This is a genomic window from Candidatus Cardinium sp. cByotN1 (assembly GCF_022810525.1).
Classification (GTDB): Bacteria; Bacteroidota; Bacteroidia; order Cytophagales; family Amoebophilaceae; genus Cardinium.
Genome location: NZ_JAACGG010000117.1, coordinates 1 through 24,850 on the forward strand (window position 1 = coordinate 1; position 24,850 = coordinate 24,850).

17 protein-coding genes and 1 other RNA gene are annotated in these 24,850 nt (G+C 37.2%); 12 read left to right on the plus strand and 6 right to left on the minus strand.

What is annotated here, in order from left to right; genetic code table 11:
* Nucleotides 1-307: 307 nt before the first annotated feature.
* The 6 genes from MUW73_RS03315 to MUW73_RS03340 form a co-directional block, all read right to left on the minus strand.
* Nucleotides 308-997, minus strand: a complete 690-nt coding sequence (locus MUW73_RS03315) for a hypothetical protein (protein ID WP_243575255.1) — start codon at nt 995-997, stop codon at nt 308-310.
* 294 nt (nt 998-1,291) lie between these two features.
* Nucleotides 1,292-2,074, minus strand: a complete 783-nt coding sequence (locus tag MUW73_RS03320) for an enoyl-CoA hydratase/isomerase family protein (RefSeq protein ID WP_243018160.1) — start codon at nt 2,072-2,074, stop codon at nt 1,292-1,294.
* A gap of 215 nt (nt 2,075-2,289) precedes the next feature.
* A complete protein-coding gene (gene lpdA / locus MUW73_RS03325; protein ID WP_243018159.1) occupies nt 2,290-3,684 on the minus strand; it encodes a dihydrolipoyl dehydrogenase in 1,395 nt (464 codons plus the stop codon).
* Between the two features lie 74 nt (nt 3,685-3,758).
* Entirely contained in the window at nt 3,759-5,246 is a 1,488-nt protein-coding gene (locus tag MUW73_RS03330) for a potassium/proton antiporter (protein WP_243018158.1), read from the minus strand.
* A 231-nt stretch (nt 5,247-5,477) separates the two neighbouring features.
* On the minus strand, nt 5,478-6,530 hold the full coding sequence (locus MUW73_RS03335) for an ankyrin repeat domain-containing protein (protein ID WP_243018157.1): 1,053 nt from the start codon (nt 6,528-6,530) through the stop codon (nt 5,478-5,480).
* A gap of 436 nt (nt 6,531-6,966) precedes the next feature.
* Nucleotides 6,967-7,251 carry a hypothetical protein gene (locus MUW73_RS03340; RefSeq protein ID WP_243018156.1) on the minus strand — a complete coding sequence of 95 codons (285 nt, stop codon included), beginning with the start codon at nt 7,249-7,251 and terminating at the stop codon, nt 6,967-6,969.
* A gap of 210 nt (nt 7,252-7,461) precedes the next feature.
* Here MUW73_RS03340 and truA point away from each other — a divergent pair, with 210 nt between their 5' ends.
* From truA to MUW73_RS03400, 12 genes are all read left to right on the plus strand, one after another.
* Complete coding sequence (gene truA / locus MUW73_RS03345) at nt 7,462-8,226, plus strand: tRNA pseudouridine(38-40) synthase TruA (RefSeq protein ID WP_243018155.1); 765 nt, start codon at nt 7,462-7,464, stop codon at nt 8,224-8,226.
* A 1-nt stretch (nt 8,227) separates the two neighbouring features.
* Complete coding sequence (gene mnmE, locus MUW73_RS03350; protein WP_243018154.1) at nt 8,228-9,589, plus strand: tRNA uridine-5-carboxymethylaminomethyl(34) synthesis GTPase MnmE; 1,362 nt, start codon at nt 8,228-8,230, stop codon at nt 9,587-9,589.
* Nucleotides 9,590-9,850: 261 nt separating this feature from the next.
* The gene (locus tag MUW73_RS03355) at nt 9,851-10,744 is read left to right on the plus strand and encodes a PorT family protein (RefSeq protein WP_243018153.1); all 894 of its coding nucleotides are present in this window, start codon (nt 9,851-9,853) and stop codon (nt 10,742-10,744) included.
* 230 nt (nt 10,745-10,974) lie between these two features.
* Nucleotides 10,975-12,072 (plus strand): signal peptidase I, encoded by a 1,098-nt coding sequence (lepB, locus tag MUW73_RS03360; protein ID WP_243018152.1) that lies wholly within the window; start codon nt 10,975-10,977, stop codon nt 12,070-12,072.
* 14 nt (nt 12,073-12,086) lie between these two features.
* An RNA gene (gene rnpB / locus MUW73_RS03365) (RNase P RNA component class A) lies at nt 12,087-12,484 on the plus strand.
* Between the two features lie 39 nt (nt 12,485-12,523).
* Entirely contained in the window at nt 12,524-13,996 is a 1,473-nt protein-coding gene (gene proS / locus MUW73_RS03370) for a proline--tRNA ligase (RefSeq protein ID WP_243018151.1), read from the plus strand.
* A 13-nt stretch (nt 13,997-14,009) separates the two neighbouring features.
* Complete coding sequence (locus MUW73_RS03375; protein ID WP_243018150.1) at nt 14,010-15,251, plus strand: ABC transporter permease; 1,242 nt, start codon at nt 14,010-14,012, stop codon at nt 15,249-15,251.
* A gap of 63 nt (nt 15,252-15,314) precedes the next feature.
* Nucleotides 15,315-16,319: a tRNA (adenosine(37)-N6)-threonylcarbamoyltransferase complex transferase subunit TsaD gene (gene tsaD / locus MUW73_RS03380; RefSeq protein ID WP_243018149.1), complete on the plus strand. Its 1,005-nt coding sequence runs from the start codon at nt 15,315-15,317 to the stop codon at nt 16,317-16,319.
* Nucleotides 16,320-16,768: 449 nt separating this feature from the next.
* A complete protein-coding gene (locus tag MUW73_RS04655) occupies nt 16,769-18,289 on the plus strand; it encodes a mechanosensitive ion channel family protein (RefSeq protein ID WP_243018148.1) in 1,521 nt (506 codons plus the stop codon).
* A gap of 235 nt (nt 18,290-18,524) precedes the next feature.
* Nucleotides 18,525-21,428: a hypothetical protein gene (locus MUW73_RS03390; RefSeq protein WP_243018147.1), complete on the plus strand. Its 2,904-nt coding sequence runs from the start codon at nt 18,525-18,527 to the stop codon at nt 21,426-21,428.
* Between the two features lie 225 nt (nt 21,429-21,653).
* Nucleotides 21,654-22,676: a UDP-N-acetylmuramate dehydrogenase gene (gene murB, locus MUW73_RS03395; RefSeq protein WP_243018146.1), complete on the plus strand. Its 1,023-nt coding sequence runs from the start codon at nt 21,654-21,656 to the stop codon at nt 22,674-22,676.
* 208 nt (nt 22,677-22,884) lie between these two features.
* Nucleotides 22,885-24,657, plus strand: coding sequence for an HD domain-containing protein (locus tag MUW73_RS03400; protein WP_243575256.1), 1,773 nt, complete (start codon nt 22,885-22,887; stop codon nt 24,655-24,657).
* Nucleotides 24,658-24,850: the final 193 nt, after the last annotated feature.

Consider the following 24,850-nt stretch of genomic DNA (forward strand, 5'->3'; position numbering starts at 1 on the left):
GGCTCCTGTTTTTCCAGCTGTAAACGAAGCTTTCAGCCACTTTTTTCATCAGCGCTTGATTTTTTGGTTACTTTTTTATCAAGAAAAAAGTAACAACAAAAATTCATTTTCTACTAATTTCGTGAACGCAAACCAAAGAGTTGCTAAATATAATCGAAGAAAAACCACAGTCGCGAACGGATACTATTCTATTTAATAATCAATTAAATATACCCCTTAAATTGACGCTATTGCGTGAACGAATACTTTGTTTAGGTATAATCTGCCCCTATGGGTAGGGGCTAAATAGATAGACTATTAAGCTAAGTTATGCTAATGCTACAAGTCGAGCCATAGTGCCAACAAAAGGCCACTTAGCACCAACTTCACTGCTTGAGTGCGTTGTCTTTGCTGCATTAGGCTCAATTACTAAGTAATCGGGGGCTTCTTTCGGTTCAGAAATAGTGAAATCACTGACATCAGTCAAATCCTCTGGGGGTGTCATCACATGATTATATATGGAATTAATACCGGAGTAGGCATGAGAAGTAGCCCACTTAAGTGTTTGATAACCATACGATCCAGCCTTTATTAAAGTAAAGGTAGCCATACGAACAGTATGCCTGCCAATAGGAGCCGAAACGGTGTAACCAAAATCCCAACCCTTAGCAGCGCCATAGCCGATGCCCTGACCAATAGGAGAGTCTGTACAAGCAGCATACCAACCACCACCAAATCCACCCAATAGACTGCCAAAAGTACCTCCAGCAACGCTGGTAGTCGCTCCACCAATAGCACCAGCCGTATCAACAACTACTTCAGTATTAGAGCGTTCTTTGACTAGTTGAGCATCTTTTTTGGGAATCAGTAGCTCGGGTTTTGACAATGCTGCATGACTTTGGTTTCCTGTTTCTAGAAGACCTAATTCAGCTTTTCTATAATGGGTGCATCCAGCCAATGCAAGTGTAGCAAGGAAGCAAAAGTTTATTAAAAAATTACTTTTTAAGTTGTTTTTCATTGTTTAGTTTAATTTAAATTTGTATTTTAAAAATGTGTGCAGTACAAATATAAATCTATACTAAGCATAGTTTCTAGCTCAAAAACCTATTCATCTGTTTTCCATAGAAGCATAGATATAGAAATGAACCTATAAAATACCGAGAAAATAACCTGAAGCAAATTTAGCTATTTTTTTATGTTACACAAATTATTTTAGGATTTATTCGGAAGAACCAGATAAACTACACTATATATTTGTGGTTTCCGATGAAAAGCATCTAAAGTATCTAAGCTAATCTATAGCTTAATTAAGCTATTTCATATCTAGCAGTGCTTGTTTATCAATCAGTTGCATTAGTTTTTCTTTAAGATCTCCTGCTTTAAAGCAGTTAGCAAAACCATTTGCTTCTGTTTGAAAACCATTTTCATCTGGATTTTCAGCTGCATTGACACAAGTTACCAACATACCCAAGGCCAAGTCTGAATTATTTACAATAGCCGTAAGCCATTTTTTAGCTTTCTTGAGCATCTCTTCCTTGTAACTGACCACTTCACTCACCAATCCCATCCGTTCTGCATCTTCTGCACCTATGCGTTTACCAGTCATTAGGTATTCTAATGCTTTAGTTTTGCCCAACAATTGGGTTAACCGTTGTGTACCGCCAAATCCAGGAATAACACCATAAGTAACTTCTGGAAAAGCAAAAATAGCATTTTCAGACGCAAATCGAAAATGGCAAGCCAATGCTAGCTCAAAGCCAGATCCTAAAGCGTACCCATTAATAGCAGCTAAAATAGGCTTAGGACAGTTTTCTATAAAAGCCAATACCTCTTGACCATTTTCTGCAAACTTTCTTGCATTCAATTCACTGAGCTTGAGCAATTCAGAAACCTCTGAACCTAAAGAAAAGATCTCTTCGCCTTCTCCAGTAATGATTACGCCTTCTATGTGGTCATTGTCATAGACTTCTTGAATGACATTACGCAACGCGATCATTTTTTTATCTGTTAAAGTGAAAGATTTTGAATCGGTTTTAAAGGTAATGGTTAAAATACCATCTTCTAGATTAGTGTGTAATGATTCTGTTTTTTCCATGCTGGACGCAAATTTGTTTTATAGCCTAATTCAGTAACTAGTATGCAATGCAAAAAAGTAGATTGCTGTTTTTCTATCTACGTAATTTAATATTTTATATTTATCCTAAAGCCAAAAACCATCTTACCAAATATACAGGATATTTAAATAGTTCAATAACTTTTTTTTAATAGTAGCCTACATAATGATTCTAATGATTTATAAAGCGCACAATATTAAAGATGAATCACTTCCCCATAGGCAGCAGCAACAGCCTCCATAATGGCCTCCGACATGGTCGGATGTGGATGAGTGCTATTCTGAATTTCATATGCGGTAGTTTCTAGTTTACGTGCAACAACTACCTCTGCAATCATTTCTGTTACATGGGCGCCTACCATATGTGCACCTAGCCATTCGCCATATTCGGCATCAAAAATCACTTTTACAAACCCTTCTAGCAAACCGGCCGCATGGGCTTTACCAGAGGCAGAAAATGGGAAAACACCTACCTTAATCTTATAACCGGCTTCTTTTGCAGCTTTTTCTGTATAACCTACGGAAGCTACTTCAGGTTGCGTATAGGTACAAGATGGTAGATTGTTGTAATCTAGTGGCTCTGGCGTAAGTCCTGCTATTTTCTCTACACAAATAATAGCTTCTGCTGATGCTACATGGGCTAAAGCAGGCCCTTTGACTAGATCTCCAATAGCATAGACACCCTTACAACTGGTTCTATAATAGCCATCTACCGCAATCTTACCACCTTCCATCAGTATGCCGTTTGCCTCTAAACCAATATCTTCTATATTAGGTTGCACGCCAACCGCAGAAAGCACTAATTCAGTTTCAATCTTTAGATCACCTGATTGGGTAGCAACATGGGCTATAGAGGTAGGCTCCCCAACATCTACTTTGGTAACTTCTGCAGCCGTATAGACCTGTATGCCTTTTTTCTTAAAAGATTTTAGAATTTGTTTAGATACCTCTTCGTCTTCAAGTGGCAATAAATAAGGAGCATATTCCACTAAAGTGACTTTGGAGCCTATTGTATGGTAAAAATAAGCGAATTCGCATCCAATAGCGCCTCCTCCTGCAATGACTATAGACTTGGGTTGCGTAGTGCGTGCGAGCGCTGCTCTGTAGCCCATAATATGGGAGCCATCAATAGGTAGATGGGGTAACTGACGACTCCGTGCGCCCGTTGCCAAAATAATATGTTGAGCATGGTAGAGGTGGGTAGTACCTTCTGGTGTGGTTACTGAGGTCGTATTATGGGGTAATAATTTACCGCGTCCTTCTAAAAGCGTAATTTTATGCTTTTTAAAAAGATGGTGAATGCCCTTACTCATGGTAGCTGCTACATCCCGACTGCGCTGCATGATGGCTTTAAAATTTGGCCTAGCTTCCATTACTTCAATACCATAAGCTGCAGCATGGTTAAAGTAATCAAATACCTGGGCACTTTTGAGTAATGCTTTAGTAGGAATACAACCCCAGTTCAGACAAACACCACCAAGGGCTTCTTGCTCTATGACCGCAACATGCATCCCTAACTGAGCAGCCCTAATAGCAGCAACATATCCACCGGGACCACTTCCAATTATAATAAGATCATATTCCTGATGCATATTTGTTGTTTATTTAAGCGTTTGTAAAGGCTACAGCTTGTTATAAGCTAACTACAATTATAATTAAAAACGCACTAATCTACTATACCAAGTTGTTCCTTTACAATAGGAATGGTTTGCTTTTTTTCTGCCATAATCATCAGCAAGTCCAATCCAATAATAACGGTATCGCCTCTAGGAATAACATATACACCATTTCTTTTTATAAGCACAATCAACACATTTTCTGGAAAACTCAACTGTACTATTTTTTTACCGATAGCCGGAGAATCTTCTGGTACAATCACCTCTATTAATTCACTATCTACTTCTTTGGATAACTGGATGCTAGGTTTGTGTTTTTCCACTGGTGGTGCTTCTAATTGGAGCCACTTGGCCAATGGCGAAAGGGTTGTGCCTTGAAATAATATGGAAGTGAGCACAACAAAAAAAACAATATGATAGATCACATCTGCTTGGTGAATATTATCTAGTAATGGGTAAGTAGCAAAAACAATGGGTACAGCTCCTCTAAGCCCTACCCAAGAGATAAAAACTTTATGGTTGAATTGTAATGTTTTAGAAAAACACAATGAGATAAAAACACTCAACGGACGCGCTATGAACATTAAAAAAATAGAAAGTAATAGGCCGATACCAGCTATAGGTATAAGTTTACCAGGATAAACCAATAGCCCAAGCATAATAAACATAATGATTTGCATCAACCAAGAAATGCCTTCACAAAATTGGATGATACTTTTTTTATGTGGAAAATCTTTATTGCCCAAGATTAATCCAACAAGGTAAACGGCTAAAAAAGCATTACCATGCAAAAAATGGGTGGCTGAATAGGTAAAAATAACGACAGCCAACATCAAACCTGGGTAAAGAGAACGGTTGGCTAAGCGAAGGTTATCCAGCAATACCAGCATTAGCTTACCCACTAATAGACCGGCTAATCCGCCTACCACCATTTCTTGCATAAAAGTACAAAGCGCTGCTATGGGACTAATGGCTTGTTGGGTGATGAGCAGATTTTTGAACAAAAACATTAAAAAATAAGCCATTGTATCATTACTGCCAGATTCTAATTCTAACATCGGACTGAGATTGGCCTTGAGGTGCATCTTCTTAGACCGAATAATCGCAAAGACCGCAGCTGCATCGGTAGAAGCTACAATCGATCCCATCAGTAACCCTTCTAATAAGGAGAATTGCATACTGCCCCCCCAAAGGGTTGTAATCCCCCAAATAAATAGACCAACACTAAAAGTTGTAATTAAAATACCTACCGTTGCCAGTAATATACCATTCCAAAGAATGGGGCGTATATGCTTGTACTCAGTTTCTATGCCTCCTGTAAAAAGAATCAAGCTCAGGGTAATAGCACCCAGCAATTGAGCAGCTATAGGATTATGAAAGTCAATATTGCCCAATTTTTCATGGCCTGCCGCCATGCCTACCAATAAAAATATAATCAACGCTGGAATACCTAGCCTGGTAGATAATTTGGTAATCACAATACTCAAAAAGAGTAAAAAAGAGCCGGCAATAAGTAAGCTTTCAGGAACTAAGTGCATAAATTTTTATGATGTTAAAAGATGTAAAGCTACGCAGATGCACTACAATTGGCATAGACTATGCCTGTTGCAGGATATGTTTTATCCTGTATCAAATTTAAACAAAATAAGCAAAAATTACCGCATCTCATCCTCTTATGCTGCATTGGTTAAGGCTGTTGCAATGGTTTCAAAGTTTCATGTAGTGTTTTTTTAAATCATCAACACATGGCTGATGGTGATTTATTTTAGCTAAATCAAGTGCACTTCATGATTTATTAAATAAAGCGCAGTATGGCCATTTTTGTTTTGGGCATTTAAGTTAGTACGGCACTCTTTAAGGAGTGCTTCAACTATTGGTGTAGCACCTAAACACCCTGGTAGATGCAGAGGTGTATTGCCATACAAACGCGCTGCTAGGTGCAGAGGCGTGTTGCCATCCAAATCTTCTATATTCACATTAATGTCTTCTTTCTTCAGTAAGCTTTCAACTATGTACGACGCATCATTCATATCTACTGCTAGATGCAGTACTGCCTTTCCAGCACTGTTTTTTAGATTTACCCGAATATCTTTTTCCTTGAGCAACATGTTAAATATATGCACATTTTGATTTAATAGTGCCAAATGAAGTGGGGTATTATTATTTTTACCTGGCTGATTTATATCTATATCTAACCCAGTTTTTTTATGTTTCAGGAAGGTTTCAAGAATGTCCTGATGCTTTCCATCCACCGCTAGATGAATAGGGGTATTACCTTGTTTATTTTTTATATTTACCTGGATATCTTTTACGTTCAATAACTTTTTTACTACGTTCAAATGTCCACTAGCTACTGCTAAATGCAGCGGCGTATCGCCATTATTATTTTGAATATTTATCCGAATACTTTTTACTTTCAATAACTTTTCAACTATCTTCAAATATCCATTAGATTTAGCTACTGCCAGATGCAGTGGCGCATCGCCATTATTATTTTGGATATTTACCAGCATATTTTTTACGTTCAATAACCTTTCAATTACGTTCAAATATCCAAAATGTCCATTAGATTTAGCTATTGCCAGATGCAGCGGGGTGTTGCCATATTTATTTTGAGTATTTGGCCGAATACTTCTTGTATTAAGTAGTCTTTTAACGATTTTGAACTGTCGATTAGCTACTGCTAGATGAAGCAAGGTATTGTCAGATAGGTCTTGATTATTGATATCGTCATTTTTACCTTTATTCTTTTTAGATAAAATCTGAGCTAGCATTGTTTCGTAGTTACTCGTTTTTTGATTGGGTGTTGTTTTTTTATTCAAGTATTGTATTGGCGACTACTACAAGCTGTATTAAAGGATAAAAACCAGATCAATAGTATTGCTATTGGATTAACTAGTTTGTAGTTTATCATATAGTTCTTGGTCATAAAAATTAAAATTACGTAAAATAGGTCTTGGACTTGTTGCTAATCTCACTTATGCCGAAGAATCTGTAGGAGAAACGGAGCGCAAAACTAGATGGTATCACACGTATCTGTGGATGTAAGCACCAGCGCAACATGCAAATTACCAGTAGTGTTTAGCAAGGAGTCTATTCAAATAAAATCACTCGATTAGTTCATCTACTTGGTTGTATACAGCAGTGTGCACTACTTATTAGCAGTACATTTTTCATAGCGCTTGTATACTAACCAGTTTGATTAACCTAGCTAAAGCCCTAAGAATCAAGTGTATAAAAATTTTTATACATTTTTTATTATTCCCCAAATAAATAGGTCGGCACTAACAGTTGTAATTTACAATACCTGCTATTGCCAGTAATAGACTGTTGCACTGCATGGGTCGTGTATGATTTGTACTTAGTTGTTATGCCTCCTGTGACAGGAATCAAAATCAGGGTAATAGCACCTAGCAATTGAGCAGCTACAGAATTATAAAAGTCAATATTGCCCCATTTTTCATGGCCTGCAGCCATTCCTACCAATAGAAATATAATCAACACTGGAGTAACTAACCTAGTAGATAGCTTAGTAATAAACATACTCAAAAAGAGTCGGAAATAAGTAAGCTTTCAGCAACTCAATATATCGATTTTTATAATTAAAACATACAGGATAGCTTAATGTTAAGTAACAATTAGCGTATTTACTCAATTATAATTCGATAAGTACCCTAACTATGATTAAATTTATGGTAGCTTTTAAGCAAGCTTAATATACGTTTAAGCCTTGTAACTACGCTAATCTATCTCATGCGTTATTTCATATATATAGCCTATTTAGGCAAGGTCTATAGTGGTTGGCAGATTCAAAAAAATGCACTAGCTGTCCAACAAGTGGTAGAAGAGGCACTGGGTAAATTACTATCGATGCCTATTACTATTTCAGGTAGCAGTCGAACCGATAAAGGAGTACATGCACAGCAACAGGTTGCCCATTTTGACCTAATAGCAGCGATAGATCCTAGTGATTTGATCTATAGGCTGAATAGGATTTTGCCATCTGATATCAGCATCACAGCTATTCGTCCAGTCATAGATGGGGCACATGCTCGTTTTGATGCCTCTTATCGTACCTATCACTATACCATTGTTACAAAAAAAAATCCTTTTTATAAAGATCATGCGCTTTGGCTGTGCCGCATGCCACCACTTGCTTTATTGAATGAAATAGCGACTTTGTTTTGCCTAACAACCGATTTTGAATTTTTTAGTAAAAAAGCTGATACCGAGTTTCAAAAGAACGCTCATGGTTTTGTGTGTGATGTAAAGGAGGCTAATTGGCTACAGATAGATCAGCGTGTGATCTTTCAGATAAAAGCGAATCGTTTTTTACGGGGTATGGTGCGGGTTATTGTCAGCGCGATCCTTAAAGTAGCCATTGGTAAAATGGATCTAGCAGCACTAGCTGATCTTATTAGAGAAAAACCGCCTATTCGTCCCATACTTAGCTTAATGCCCGCCCACGGATTAACCTTGATGGAAGTAGGCTATCCAGAAACCTTATTTATACCCTAAAATGCATTCTAACCAAGACCCTATTATTGCCCTAGCTACCCCACAAGGGGTTAGTGCCATTGCCGTAGTACGTCTATCTGGGCGTGGTGTTATCCAGATGGTGAACCAACTATTTCGTGGCAATGACTTGACTCAACAAGCCTCGCATACCATTCATTTTGGTGTGATTCAAGAAGGCGATACAAAAATCGATGAGGTATTGGTTTCCATTTTTATTGCACCGCACTCTTTTACTAAGGAAGATGCTGTTGAAATCTCTTGCCATGGGGCCCCTTTTATTGTAGCGGCGTTGATACAACTATTTGTAGCACAAGGTATTCGGGTAGCTGAGCCAGGTGAATTTACCAAAAGGGCTTTTTTAAATGGTCGATTCGACTTAGCTCAAGCAGAAGCAGTTGCTGATTTGATTGCAGCAGACAGTACGTTGGCCCACCAAACTGCACTTAGCCAAATGCGTGGCGGCTTTTCTGTAACCCTACAAACGTTACGGCAAAAATTACGCCATTTTGCAGCCATGCTAGAACTAGAACTCGATTTTGCAGAGGAAGATGTTACTTTTTTAGATAGAAACCAGCTGCAAACATTAGCCAGTCAGCTCATTGACACCTTAACCTTGCTAATAGATAGTTTTCAATTAGGTAATGTTATTAAACAGGGCGTTGCAGTAGTGATTGTGGGCAAACCGAATGTAGGTAAATCAACTTTATTGAATGCATTACTAGAAGAAGAACGAGCCATTGTTTCGCCTATAGCAGGCACTACGCGAGATACCATTGAAGGAAGCCTACACATAGGAGGTATCCGTTTTAGATTTGTGGATACAGCTGGCTTACGGGAAACCGTTTCGGATGCCATAGAAGCGATAGGTATTGAGCGAACCAAGCAACAATTAAGCAAAGCTTGCATCGTACTTTACTTGGTTGATTTATCCAATACGACGTTTAGACAAGCGGAAGAAGATTTGGTGGTATTGGGTTTGGAAGGGCTGTCTACCATTAAGATAGGTAATAAAATGGACCTTGCACCAGCTATTGTGCTAGAAAGTTTTAAAGATTATTTTTTGATGAATGCAAAAAAAGGTAGCGGGCTGGAAGTGCTTAAAAATAAGCTTTTGGCCATGGTACAACAAGAACCGATCGATGGCGCAGGAACGATTGTTATCAATGCACGCCACTATGATCGGTTACAAAAAAGCAAACAAGCTTTAGAGGCTGTAGTGAACGGACTAGTCGAACAACGATCGAATGAGTGGCTAGTGGTTGATATAAACAGTGCACTAGAAGCACTAGGTGAAATTACAGGGGAGATTACTACAGAGGAGATCTTGGGTGAAATTTTCTCTAAATTCTGCATTGGGAAATAAAAATCTTTCGTTAAATAGCCAATTTCGTAGCGTGAGGAAAGATAAAGGACTGTTGCCTAATCGTATAGCTCTTTTTAAAACTTTATATTTAACCATTAATGATATCACCAGGAAGTGCACTATGTATTCAAAATTGCAATAAGGCTATATCAAATTTTTTAATTAAATCTGGCAGTAAAATTTAAGCGCCTAAATAATATTTACACATTTAAATGAACAGGCCCAGTAGTCGATTAAATCCAATTATAATTTAATTTTAATATGCATAGTTTTAAAAAAATTATAGTATGCTTATTGCTTTTAGCCTTTATCCCATCATCTAAAGCTGTAGCAGGAGATTTGAGTTATGGTATAAAAATAGGAGGGGCTAATTCTTTTGCTAAACTCAACGACAAACTAAAGGACAAACTAAAGGACAAACTAAAGGGCCTTGCATATATAGCATTACGACAACGACTAGAGCGACAACAACTAGGGCTACAACAGCTAAAAGACGAACTAAAAAAAATAGGTCTAAACCCAGAAGTAAATTTTAGGATGTGGAATCCTTGGTTTGGGGCTGCTTTGTATATGGAGTATGCTTTTAACCATCACATAGGGTTAGGGGCAGAGTTATTGTATAATAGATTTGATTGGGCTACTAATATAGTATTGGATGTAGTAGATAACACAAAACTACCAGAAGGGAACCCTAAATCAACCTCTTCCTCTTTTACTATAATCTCCACTATCCATACTATTGGTCTGCCTATACTACTGACGTGGTACTGGACAGCGGTTATGACACCAGATTTTAAAAAAAATGATTTCCTTGGTCGTCTTTTCGTGGGCCTTCACAGTTTTTATTTTATTAGCTGTAGTGGCAAAACGGCATCGATAGTTGATGGTAAAAAAGTGGAAGGAAACTTTACCGATGGTTTTGAAGATTGTTCTTTTGATAAAATCGAAAAAAAACTAAAATTTGGATTTATAGGTGGTACCTCTTTGGAATTTCCAAGTGGGTTGCTGATCGAATTAAAAGGTATGATTCCTTATAATTTGCTTGATGTTGATGAACCATTGGATGCATCATTGGATGCATCATATAAAGACTGCCGCCCACTTTTTGCATCTATTCATTTTTCTTTGGGCTTGAATTTAGCTAAACTATACTAACCCGCTATGGTCTAAAATAGTATAGGCATACAACCAAGGCATCCTTGTACAATAATTTATACAGCTGACGAGCCTTTTTCTAGCAAAATTCCAAAGAGTGTCTTATATTGGGCCCTAGTTAACTAGGGCAATAGATCGGTTGTTCAAGCTATTGCCAGTGGCAACAAAATTGTTAATTGCAAATAAAGTTTTGCAAGAGGGGCTACTATTTTTTCTAATGAAGCATACGAATGAAAACTTCTTTTTCAGCTAAAAAACAGGGTAAAGTTCTCTCAGCTGTAAGTGCCATTCGCGAGTGGGTAAGTTCTGTATTTTTGGCTGCTATGGCAGCTGCCTTAATCCGTTGGATGGTGATTGGGCTTTATGTTATACCTTCTGGCTCAATGGAGCCAACACTTTTAACTGGAGATTTTGTATTGGTGAGTAAGATCCACTATGGTGCTCGTACACCAGCTACTCCCTTGCAAATTCCTATTACCCATCAAACCATTCCAGGTACAAAAATACCCTCTTATCTTGATTGGATTCAATTGCCCCAATACCGTTTGCCTGGATTGAGTAAGATCAAGCGCAATGATATTATTGTTTTTAATACACCAATAGGTATACACCCTCCTGATTTACGTGAGTACTGGATAAAGCGTTGCATTGGATTGCCTGGTGATTGGGTGCACATAACGCATAAGCAACTTTATGTTAATCATACACCAGCAGATCCGGCGGGGAGAGTTCAATATTGTTATTTCATGAAAACCAAACGTATCTTGACGAATGCTTTTTTTGAAAAAAATGATATTAAAAACCCGGTACTATCCACTGTTCCGGGACATGAAGGTTATACTATTTATACCACACCAGAAAAAGTGAAGCAGTTAACCACTGTCTTGCCTACTTATATACAGTCAGTAGATCCGGTAGAAGATGAGGTAGGATCCCTTAAGTCCAATATTCATTCAGCTTTCGGTTGGACCAAGGATAATTTTGGGCCATTGCAGGTGCCTAATAAAGGAATGGTTATTCCAATGGATGCACAGCATATTTTATTGTATGGCGCTACTATACAAAGATTTGAAGAAAAGAAAAATATCCGGTTTACGGAAGCTGCATGTTGGATAGATGGCCAAAAAGTTGACCACTATACTTTTTGTAAAAATTATTATTTTGCCATGGGAGACAATCGTGACCAGTCGGGTGACTCTAGGTTTATTGGGTTTATTCCAGAAGATCATATTCTGGGTAAGGCCGTTATGGTCTTGCTATCTTCAGATAGAAGCAAATCGTTTTTCAGTGGTATTCGTTGGAATAGGCTATTCCACCTAGTAAATTAGTAGTTAATGATAGAAAAACAAGCTGGCTTGTCGCTTTGGTTATCAGTAGTCAAAGAGGAAAGTCCGGGCAATGCAGAGCACCCTACTTCCTAACGGGAAGGCATATGTAGCTTACCTGCATATGACAGCAAGTGCCACAGAAAATAAACCGCTATCTCTAAGTTTAAGATAGTAAGGGTGAAAAGGTGAGGTAAGGGCTCACCGCTCTATTGGTGACAATAGAGGCAAGGTAAACCTTAGGGGTTGCAAGGCCAAATAGGCATGTCTACGCTATCAGCGTGACGGGCTGCTCGTCCGTTTGTCAGGCATGTGGGTGGGCCGCTAGAGGCTATAAGTGATTATCGCTCCAGATAAATGACAAGCAGTGCGCTAGCGCGCATTACAGAACCCGGCTTATAGGCTTGTTTTTCTTTATTTATATACCTTCTTTATTGCTATTATACCTTTAAATATGACTCCTTTACCTACAAGAGCCTCCAATTTTTCGGCTTGGTATAATGCATTGGTCCTACGCGCAGGTTTGGCAGAGAATGCTTCTGTACGTGGCTGTATGATCATCAAACCTTATGGGTATGCCATTTGGGAAAAATTACAAGCTATTTTTGATAGCGCTTTTAAAGAAACAGGCCATGTAAATGGTTATTTTCCTTTATTCATCCCAAAATCTTACTTAAGCCAAGAAGCTGGCCATGTGGAAGGTTTTGCCAAAGAATGTGCTGTTGTTACCCATTATCGATTAAAAATGGCTGAAGATGGCCATGGTGTGGTGGTCGATCCTGCAGCTAAGTTAGAGGAAGAACTTATTGTGCGTCCTACTTCAGAGGCGATTATATGGGGTACTTATAAAAATTGGATTCAATCTTATAGAGATTTGCCTATTTTACTGAACCAATGGTGTAATGTAGTCCGTTGGGAAATGCGTACCAGACTTTTTTTACGTACCACAGAGTTTTTATGGCAAGAGGGTCATACGGCTCATGCTACTCGAGAAGAAGCCGAAGCAGAAGCTTTACAAATGTTACATTTGTATGAGCGCATTGTTAGAGATTATATGGCGATACCTGTAATAAAAGGTGTTAAAACCCTAAGTGAACGTTTTGCTGGCGCCGAAATAACCTATACCATTGAGACCCTTATGCAGGATGGTAAAGCCCTACAAGCTGGTACCGCTCATTACTTAGGCCAACGATTTGCTAAAGCCTTTGACGTGACTTTTACCAATCAAGCTGGTATACGTGATTATGTATGGGGTACTTCCTGGGGTATTACCACCCGTTTAATGGGGGCATTGATTATGGTCCATTCTGATGATGATGGTCTGGTATTACCCCCTAAAATTGCCCCTATACAAGTAGTAATGGTGCCGATTTATAAAACAGCAGCAGAACGAATGGCAGTCGTTACTCAACTTTCTGAATTTCAGAAGATATTGATTGCAAAAGGTATCCGAGTCAAGTTAGATGATAGAGATACCCGCAAGCCAGGTTATAAATTTGCAGAATATGAACAACAAGGCATTCCTATTCGTGTAGCATTAGGGCCTAATGATTTGCACAACAAAACGGTTGAGTTGGCGCGTAGAGATACAAAAGAAAAAATAACCATTCCTAGCGGCTATTTGTGCCAACAAATTACCGATTGGTTAGATGCCATACAGTGCCATATCTATCACCGAGCCCTGGCCTTACAGCAGCAGCGTACTATATTGGCAGATGATTATGCTACTTTTAAAACCCTTATAGCTACTAAAGCTGGCTTTGTGTTGGCTCATTGGGACGGTACTACAGAAACAGAAGAAAAAATTAAAGCCGAAACAAAAGCTACTATCCGTTGTATACCATTAGATGGTCAAGAAGAGCCAGGCTACTGTATTTATTCAAGCAAACCTTCTAGCAGACGGGTCATTTTTGCGCAGGCCTATTAAACATAGCTAGGATATGTTATCCTTTCAAACCATTGGTTGGATTACGCTGGTTGCCAATCGGGTTAGGCAATGTAACCGTGATACTTTTTCTGCATCCATAGATAAAATAGTTACTTTAAGCATTACCGTAGGTACGGCTGCTATATTGATTGCAGTAATGGTAATGCTTGGATTTCAAAAAGAAATTAGAAAAAAAATAACTGCTTTTGGTGGCGATTTTGAAATTACCCAATATGGTGGTGTGCAGCATCCTTATGAGCCAATTCCTATACAAGCTAGCCAAGTGAGTCGTCTGATGGCGTATTTGCCTAGCTGTATTAAAAAAATAACCCCATTTACCCAAAAGATTATGCTTGTTCGTACAAAGGAAGGTGTGGAGGGTGTATTGTGCAAGGGCATGGATCCTATGGTAGCCGATACAACCTTGGCAACTTATCTAATAGCAGGTAGGTTACCTAACTTAACCAAGGCTACCCATGCAAATGAATTATGTATTAGCCATCGTCTGGCCCAGAAACTATCTATTCAGCTAGGTGATAGCGTAGTCGTACATACGGTATATCCTAGCCCACGCTACCGAAAATTAAAAATTGTTGGTATCTATCGCACCTATTTAACGGATATCGATGAAAATTTAGCTTTTTGCGATATGCGCCTTTTACAACGGTTAAATAATTGGTCTTCAGAAATGATAAATGGCTACACGATTTTTTTGAAAGATCATCTTAAGCCAATAAAAGTATGGCGAGACACTATTTTACCCTTTATAGACTACGGTTTAGTGCTTGTTAGTACCCAACGCAAGTATGCTAGTTTTTATGATTGGCTCAATCTTATTCAAAAGAATACAGCTATGTTTATTCTTTTTGTACTGTTGATAGGAGGATCTACGATGGTGGCTACCATGATGATTCAGCTTATGGAGCGTAGTTATATGGTAGGTGTATTAAAAGTTTTGGGAGCTTATAATTGGCAAGTAAATGCTATTTTGCTTTATAAAAGTCTACGTACACTTTGTTTTGGCATGGTATATGGTAATCTATTAGGTATAGGCTTATGTCTTTTGCAAAATCACTATAGATTGCTTAGACTTGAACCAGCACTTTACTACATGCGTTATGTTCCTATTTATATTGATTGGCAAACTATTCTATATCCTAACCTAGCCATCATAGCTGCCCTTTTGCTTGTGTTATGTCTTGCGATTAATTGCTTAAAGCACAAGAAGGTGGTAGAGGCACTGCAGGAGGAGTAAAGGGATGGTTATGCTACTTTTTGCTTGATCAAGCTGTGTCATACAAGTTTCCTATTTTTTAAGATGACTCATCCATTAACCATTCTTGGTATTGAATCGTCTTGTGACGAAACAGCTGCTGCTGTAATCCATGGTGGCAAAATAGTCAGCAATGTGGTGATGAGTCAATTGGTTCATCAATCATATGGTGGTGTTGTACCAGAGCTTGCTGCGCGCGCACATGAAACAAATATAATGCCTGTTGTAACTGCTGCGCTGGAACAAGCAGCCATGCAAAAGAGTGCATTAGATGCGATTGGGTTTACCCAAGGGCCAGGGTTGTTAGGTCCACTTTTAGTGGGCAATTGTTTTGCTAAATCGTTAGCCTTTGCGTTGGGTATTCGGCTCATAGGTGTTCACCATATGCAAGCCCATGTACTGGCTAATTTTATCGATCCACCTAAACCGAGTTTCCCTTTTCTTTGTTTGACCGTTAGTGGCGGACATACCCAAATTATTTTGGTAAAAGATTATTTGGCCATGGAAGTTTTAGGAGAAACGCAAGATGATGCGGTAGGAGAGGCCTTTGACAAAATAGCTCATTTAATGGGGCTGAGCTACCCGGGTGGTGCTTTAATAGATCGTTATGCACAAGAAGGAGATCCGCAAGCCTTTGCTTTTCCAACTACCCATATGCCTGATTTTGATTTTTCATTTAGTGGTATCAAAACTGCGTTTTCCCTTTTTATTAAAAATAAAACCTCCGCATTTATTCTGGCCAATCGTGCCAATATCTGTGCCAGTATTCAAGCCATGCTGGTGCGTATGTTATTGGATAAGTTGACTAAAGTTGTTCAAAAGAGCGGTATTACCACTATTGCATTGGCAGGAGGTGTAGCCGCCAATAGCTACTTACGCAGGCAGCTCAAGGCGCTCGCAGCGCAACATGGTTGGCGTCTTTTTATACCAGCCCCTGCTTATTGTACAGATAATGCGGCTATGGTGGCCATCACCGCTTACTATAAATATCAGTTGAAGCAATTTGTTGGTTTAGATGCAAAATCCTTGCCTAGGTGTTCAATTACATAATTGAGGAGTTTTGGCATGAATTTTTTAGCAGCATAGCGCAACAGAGCGTATGGCTACAAACTAGTAAAATATCCTTTATCATTTTTGAGTGTTACCATTCAACCCTATGGTAAGGCTAGCTAAGAAAAACGCGCCCTTGGAAAAAGTCCATCAGCTTTCATCAGTGCTTGCTTTTTTAGTTACTTTTTACTGGTAAAAAGTAACTAACAATAGATTATTTATTTACCCAATGCTTTGAACAGATACTTTTGAGTTATGGGTAATAGTCAGCTTTTTACTTAGCTTGCTTATTTTTAGATAAGGATGCTTGTATAACAGCTAAAATATAGCTTAAATTAAGCTCAGCAATCATCTACATACAATTAAATAAAACAGTACGCATGAATATAATCTATCGATTTTGTATGCAACTAGGGCAATTTATAATCTATTTTCTACGGATAAGGCAGGTGGCATACCTTGTTGGCTTTGTATGTGCATGGATGCTACCCTCTATTATATTACAAGCAAATGCCAAACGTTTGGATGACCCCAAAATTAATTTAAGTTCTCCATACCATACCGTATATACCCATTTTTTACTTTTAAACCCTGGTAATAAAGCTTCTGCAAAGGCAGGTATAGTCTTTATGCATGGTGAAGTCTATACTGAAAAAAGTAAAGAAATAGCGATTAAGTTAAAAAGATTACTGACGCTGCATGGTATTAACGTGGATACGATTCCTAAGGATCCTAATTACATAGATCCAATGGTCAATGAAAATAGATACATTTTATCTAGAAAACTACCAAAGGTCTACTTAATCAAGCATGGTGAAGCATGGCGTTATAGTGCAGAAACCGTGGCCTTCATAAAGAAATATGAAGAATTAGATAAGTTACACACTTGCTTATACTATTTTTTACCTGAAGCATTTTGCAAAAAAGAGATTTTAAATATTGCTATTTGGCAATACATTATATCTATATGTTTGATCATGGTTATTTGGCTTACTCATAAGTTGATGCCTTATTTTTTAAGATTTGTCATTCACAAGTTTATAGGTAAAACCCATAAGCAATTCTTAACTATAGAACGCTTATTGCTTGCACTTGTTACCGTTTATTTCTTAAGAATAGGTCTGGCCATATTCCAGTTTGAAGCTTTGATCTCTTTTATAAATCGAGTATTAGAAGCTACCACTTCGTTTGTATGGATGTGTTTAGCCTATGAGTGTATTAATCTGGTACAGTATAGAATCAAAATTGCCAAGCAACATCATAAGTTTATGATTCATATTTTGCCTCTTTTTAGTATAATGGCTAAAATTATTGTAGGGATTGTTGGCTTGATTAAAACAATTGATAACCTCGGATTTGAAACAGAATCCTTAGTAAAAGCACTATCATTTAGTACCTTGGGGCTTGGTTTAGCTTGCCAGGATACTATTAAAAACTTATTCGGATCACTTATGATTACGATGGATAGGCCTTTTAGTGTAGGTGATGAAATTGTTTCGGGAGGCATTCGTGGTAAAGTAGAAGAAGTAGGTTTGCGCTCTACCTTAGTACGTACTAAGGAAGGCTCTTTGGTTTACATACCTAATGCAAAATTAGCTGATGCCTATATTGATAACTTTGGTAAAAGAACTTCTCGAATGGTTTGTTTAGAAGTGCCGCTTAATTATGCTATATCTTTGGCAGCGCTACCAAGATTTATAAAAGGATTACAAGCAATTGCTCAATCTCAACCGTTGGTAAAACCAGAAAAAACTAATATTTACTTTGATAAAATGAATGAAAACGGATTTGTAATCATTTTCAACTTCCATTTGGACACGGCTGAAAGTAGGCTAGAATATGCATGCAAAAATAGGATCATACCCCTTATCTTAAAACTGGCCGAACAACTTGATATACGTATAGGACAGTTACAATATATTACCCACATAGTGGGTGACCATCTATCTGTTGAACATAGCGGTAAATAGGGTATGTATATGACACTTTCTATTCAGCGCTAGGTAAATCCTATACATTTAGCATTTTCCATAAGGAGTTGCTAAAAGGTCGTAAATAGTTTATATTCCCGCTTTTACACTATATGGCTAATTAATTTTAAATATGTCTCTATATCATTTATTCTACTGTTTTTTTTTCAAACAAAAAACGCAAAAATCTTTTATTAGGTTTGTTTATTGTTTATTGTTTTTATGCTTTGCCTTTTTGGTTGATGCCAATCAAACACACAAAATAGCTACCCCTCATTTTAGTATAGCTTTTGATAAAAGTTGTATGTCTTCAGCGCAACGCATCGCCAATACCCTAGAAACGATATACAAACCTGTATCTAAAACATTAGGGGTATATCCTAGCCCGCTTCGTTTGTTGATCAACAATAAATCTACTGAACTTAACGGATCTTTTGCCTATCTTCCACGCCATATAAATTTTTATACCTTATATCATCCTGATCCCAATTTTATTGGGAATGGTGATTGGCTAAGTCTATTATGTATTCATGAGTTTAGACATGCAGTACAATATAGTATTGAATACCATAGTACCCCTTGTTGGCTTAGACCTCTATATTTTGGGGCAAATCTTATTGCTGTATGCGGGGTTCCTGGCTTTTTCAAAGAAGGTGATGCAGTTGGGATAGAAACAGCTTATTCAAAAAGTGGTCGAGGTCGCTTACCTGGATGGGAAAAGGTATACAAAGCTAACCTCCTAGAACGTCCCCCAATTAGTTTTGCTAGGCAAATCTTTGGTTCTTTGAAACACGATATACCAGGTGAATACCACATAGGTTATTACTTTACTACACATATCAGAAGAAAATATGGTGCAGATGCCATCAAATCTATTTTTGAACAAAATGTTCGCAGCTTACCCTATTTCGGATTTTACCATGCCATCAAAAAAGTTACCAAAAAGTCCATACTAGACTTATATAAGGATATGAACCAAGAACTGTTGCTTAGTTGGCAAAAGCAGCTAGAAGGTTTAAAAATTACACCTGCCACCCAGCTTACTATTAAAAACCCAATTGATAACGTTGATTATATCGCGCCATTTATCGACCAATCGGGTAATCTGATAGCTTGGAAAACAGGTATGGGATTACGTCCTCAGCTGGTTCAAGTTGGCAAGCCATTTTCTGAACCTACTACATCGAAAAACAAATTTTCATCTTCGGAAAAGGACAAACCTATATTGTACTTTAGAGATACGCTTCCATCTACTGCCTGGGCTATAGGTGAAGGGTGTGCTGCTTGGTTAGAAGTCTCTTACTATTCTTGGCAAAAGAATCGACAAACGATTCGTTTACAATATTATGATTTTAAGCAAAGAAAACGACGAACCCTTATAGCAAGCAGTAGGTATGTTGCACTAGCCATAGGGCCTAGTACCCATCAAATGGTTGCCGTAACATCCGATGAAACAGGTAAGCATTTTTTAGTTGTTTTAGATACAAAATCTGGCAGTATAGTTAAAAAAATAGATAACCCGGATCAAGGTTATTATTTCACCCCTAGTTGGGCTGATGCAGATCATGTAATAGTGGTAAAAACCAAAGACCAAAAAAATAGTATTTTACGGATCAATATCCATACAAATGCAACAGAAGTGCTTTTGCCTTGCAGTTATGAACATAGAAGCCAACCTAAGCTGTATAAAGACTATTTGCTCTACAATAGCTCTTACAATGGTATTGATAATATTTATGCGATGCATTTGCCTACAAAAGCTTGTTTTCAAGTTACCTCAAGGAAGTATGGGGCTTACTTAGGTATGGTAGATGCTAAGACCAATCAGCTTGTCTTCAGTGATTATACTAAAAATGGTATGGCCATAGTGGCTATGCCTTTTGATCCTGTTTTATGGACACCGCTAGAGAAAGTAGAGGATAGATCTATACGGTATTATGAGCCATTGGTTGCGCAAGAGGAGAATAGTGATATACTCACCAAAGTGCCGAACCATTTATATCCTTTGACTAAGTATGCTTATCTAAAAGAGAGCTTAGCCTTTTTGGGGCCTACTATAGTGCCCGATTTGAATGATCGGGGGCTACACCTCGAACCTTTTAGCCTAGTAAATTTACAAGAGACGCTAAAAGCTACCCCCCATTTTTACCAAAATGCTAACATAGGCGGCATACATAGAGAACCTTGCTATAAAACAACTGAAATAGGACTAAAGGTTAAATACAGAACTATTTATCCAGTCGTAAAAGCAAATATGAAAACTACCAGACATAAGCATATAGAGCATATAGAGCATATAGAAAATAAAACATGGTTTATGTCAGGGCGTAAGTTTACTCAAAATATAGATAAAACATACTGGGTGCCAGGATTAGATATAGCGGTTAAGCTTCCTTATTATTTTGCCTTAAGGAGTTATACCGGGCAAGCAAGTTTCACGGCTACCATCAATCTAACTAGATCCAATAAAAAAATAAATCATATAGAAATATACCATTTTAAGATAAAAAATCAGTCAACAGAAAGTAAAAAAGATATTTTCGCACCCTGGAGTCAAGAACTTAGTATATCTTTTACAGATTTTAAAAACCATTATGATGAACAACGTAAAAATTTAATTCAGTTTATTAATAAATTTTTCTTCCCAGGAATTGGCCATCATCATTATTTCATTTTTCAACCAGATGTTTGTCGAAAACAAACTAAAAGGGAAAACTTCATTGAGTACAGTTGGAAACAGGCAATTAAGTTAGCCTATGGTTTTCCCTTATTTTATCCAGAGTGTGGTATACCGCTGATTTGGTTTTTAGAGAGAGTATGGATGGAGGGTTGCTATAAATATAATTGTGCATATTTTAAGAAAAATGAAAACGTTGCTGGTATGGTTCCTGCTATCTTCCTTGATATGTCTAACCATACTATAGGTACAACTGATATATCTGACCATACTATATCTGACCATACTATAGGTACAACACTTACTTTCGTAAGTAGATTGTTGTCTAACAGAACGCTTCCTCATTTGACATTTGTGGTAGATTTTGATTTCTTTAAAAAGAAGGCTAAGAAGTGGTTATTTGATTTTTCATATGCTTTTAAGGTCAAATTTGATGTTTTTGGTGCAGTGAAAAATAAATAGTTGCATCGTTAGACCTTCTGTAACCCTTATTTTTAATAACCAAGTTTTGGAAAAGATGTAGTCCAGCACCGTAGCATATTAAATATACTTGAGGAGTACAGATAAGCTTTGACACCAAAATGAAAATTGGAAACAGGTTTTCCAAAAAGTCTATTGTTCATGTTTTCAATTAATTAGCTTGGATCTATACTAGGCAAGTCTTACATCTACTAGAATAAATTCACAATGCATGTCATTAGCCACTACCCTTTAGAATCATTAAATAGTTTCAAAATTCCAGCATGTGCAGCTCGTTACATTCAGTTGACTAGCCTAAAAGATATAAGTGATTTTTGTAGTGCAGTAAATGTAAAACAAACACAGTTTTATATTCTAGGTGGTGGTAGCAATACACTATTTGTGACACCACTTACTGGTTATATACTGCATGTTCAACTATTTGGTATTAAAGTGATCGAAGAAAATCGCTCTAAAGTCTTGATCAAAGCAGCTGCAGGTGTACGTTGGCACCAACTTGTGTTATTCTGTATTGAACAAGGTTATGGGGGTATAGAAAATCTATCCTTGATTCCAGGAACGGTTGGGGGTGCACCTATACAAAATATAGGAGCATATGGTATAGAGTTTAAAGATATAGTGGATAGTATTGAAGCCATTGAATTATCAACTGGAAAAAGTATCATTTTTAAAGCCTCAGCTTGTGGTTTTGGTTATAGGACAAGCTTCTTTAAAACGAAATGGGCAAATCAGTATCTGATTACAAGTATCACGCTAGCCTTACATAAGGAAAAAATTTTTTCTATAGAAAATGAGGTAATTCAAAAAATGTTAGAAAAAATGGGGGTTAGACAACTATCATTTAAAGCAATAAGTGATGCAGTTATTGCGATTCGAAAACAAAAATTGCCAGATCCTGCTATTTTGGGTAATGCAGGTAGCTTTTTCCAAAATCCTTTCATATCTATAAAACATTATCAGTCACTTAAGCAACAATATCCTTCTTTAATTGCATACAAAATGCAAGATCAAGAAGCAATAAAAGTCTCTGCAGCCTGGCTTATAGAAGCAGCAGGTTGTAAAGGGTTACGTAACGGAAATGCAGGTGTATATCCCTTACATGCGCTTATATTAGTAAACTATGGAGGAGCTACTGGCCAAGATATTATAAACCTAGCTAACCAAGTCAAACAAAAAGTAAAAAATCAGTTTAATATCACTTTAATGCCAGAAGTTAATATTGTAAGGTGATGTATAGTATCAATAGACTCAGCAATGAAGTCTATTGCTTGAATAAGCAGATATCAATCAATATTTACTATATTAAATTGATTTTATTAGCATTTTATACTGCTCAACCTACTTATTATTGATGGCACTACTTAACATACGCTTGCTAACAGTTTGTATATCATTACTCCTAATAATATGCCGTAATCTTAGCTATACATTCACTGATTTGAGAGGATGTATTTTGGAAAATAAAGCATTCGCTATCGTTGCCTTTACCCTAATGGCGACTATAATAGCTGCTAAAATTGCTTTTATGCATCAAACAAAAAACTTGCGTATATACAAACGTAATGATAAAAAACGAGTATGGTTAGGGTTCTATATCATTACCACTGTTGTAGTCACTTATTTGAATTTTAGCACTGCGATTATAGGTGCTTCCTATCGAATGGTCATGCAACTTATTATAGGTATTTGTTTTTTAAGCCTGATGTTTTTTTATGTTGGTCATAAACAAGGTGTAGCAAAACAGCCTAAAAAAAAACATATAGATTATAAACTAACCACTATTTTATCAAGATTCTATAAAGACTTAGCGCAAAACAACCTCGTACAAATCATAGAGCATGCAACTAAATGCATTAGATTTGTAGATAATTTATTTGTCTATAAAAAAAGTTTGCAGCATATTATCGGTAAGTTTTATGAGTGGACTATGCTATTCAGCGAAAAGAGTCAACCGCAAGTTTATGAATCATCACAACCAACTGAAATTACACTAGATGAGTTAATAGGTAAAGTAGAATCTGCTTTAATAGAAAAGATTGGGTGTTTACCCAGATTACTTATAGAAAAACAATATTGTACTAATGATGGCCTATCAAAAAAAATTGTATGTAATGTTAACCAGATGACTTGTTTATTGGTTACAGCTGTTTTGCGTATTGCCAATCTAGATAATTTAGACAAGGAATTTGTAAAACTCGAACTATATAGCACTCACTTACAAGTTCATAAAAGTGACCCTATGCACAATCAAGATTTTTCCTTGATAATGTATCGAGCTCTAGCACTGGTATTAAGTAGTTCTGATACACCTCCTGCTGAAATTCCCAAAGTAAAAAGCTGTTATCGACATGTTGAATATAGCAACATAGAACTTATAAGATGTAACAAAATAGCACCAAACTATACAGATCCTCAAAAAGATACGATAGAGTCTCTTATTGATAGCAACTATGGATATATAGAATATCCTAAAGCTAATAAAAATACTATGCTATTGGTAGTACCTGCAGATATAGAGTCCATTTGCAAACAGACCATTAATCAGCCATGCACAAATGATTTGAAACCAGAAGTACCTATAATGCTTAAAGAAGAAGCAGATTCTATGATCATTTTAATGCAATTCTGTGACTTTATTTGTAGATCGTTTAAAAATATTAAAGCAGAGACTATTGGAGGTACGCTTTTATTGCTTAAGCGACGTTTTGGGGCTAAGCAACATGCGTCCGGAGCATTATTTTATATTCGTGCAGTCGAAATTACTAGAATAATCACTAAATGGATATTCCAGGCCTCTGAACCTATTTATGTCTGCCTACTCTATGATTTAGTACGTTATACCGATTTGCCTCTTGCTTATATTAAAGAAAATTACAACTCAACTGTGCACGCACTTGTACAGAGTGTATTAAATACAAGTACGCATCAAACAATGGCATCATCTTTGCCCAAAGTAAAAAATCATTATAAAAAAGCAGTAGATAAGGATCACCCGGAGCTTTTTGTGCTCTATATTAAATTAGCAGAGCGGCTATATGACCTACGTCATGCTGAAAATTATACTCGGTTAGAGGAGGTAAAATATATGGCTACAGAAACGCTAAAAATAGATATAAAATTAGCAAAAAAGTATTTAGACCCTGCTATGGCTGAGGCATTAGAACTAGCAGCCAAACATGCAGAGGCCTATCTGGCCAGAAAAGGTTATTAGCTAGTGCTTGTTTTTTAAGTTTAACCAAAAATAGTAGCTTTGGCTATTGGTTCGGCTGATTCAGCTGGCCTTAAGAAACGGTATATAGACGTATCCATTCAGCCCTATGGCAGAGTAGGCAAAAAAATAAAAACGCCCCTTGTAAAAAGTTGCGATCAGAAAGCGCCTCTTACAGGTTTCCGTTCACCACTAT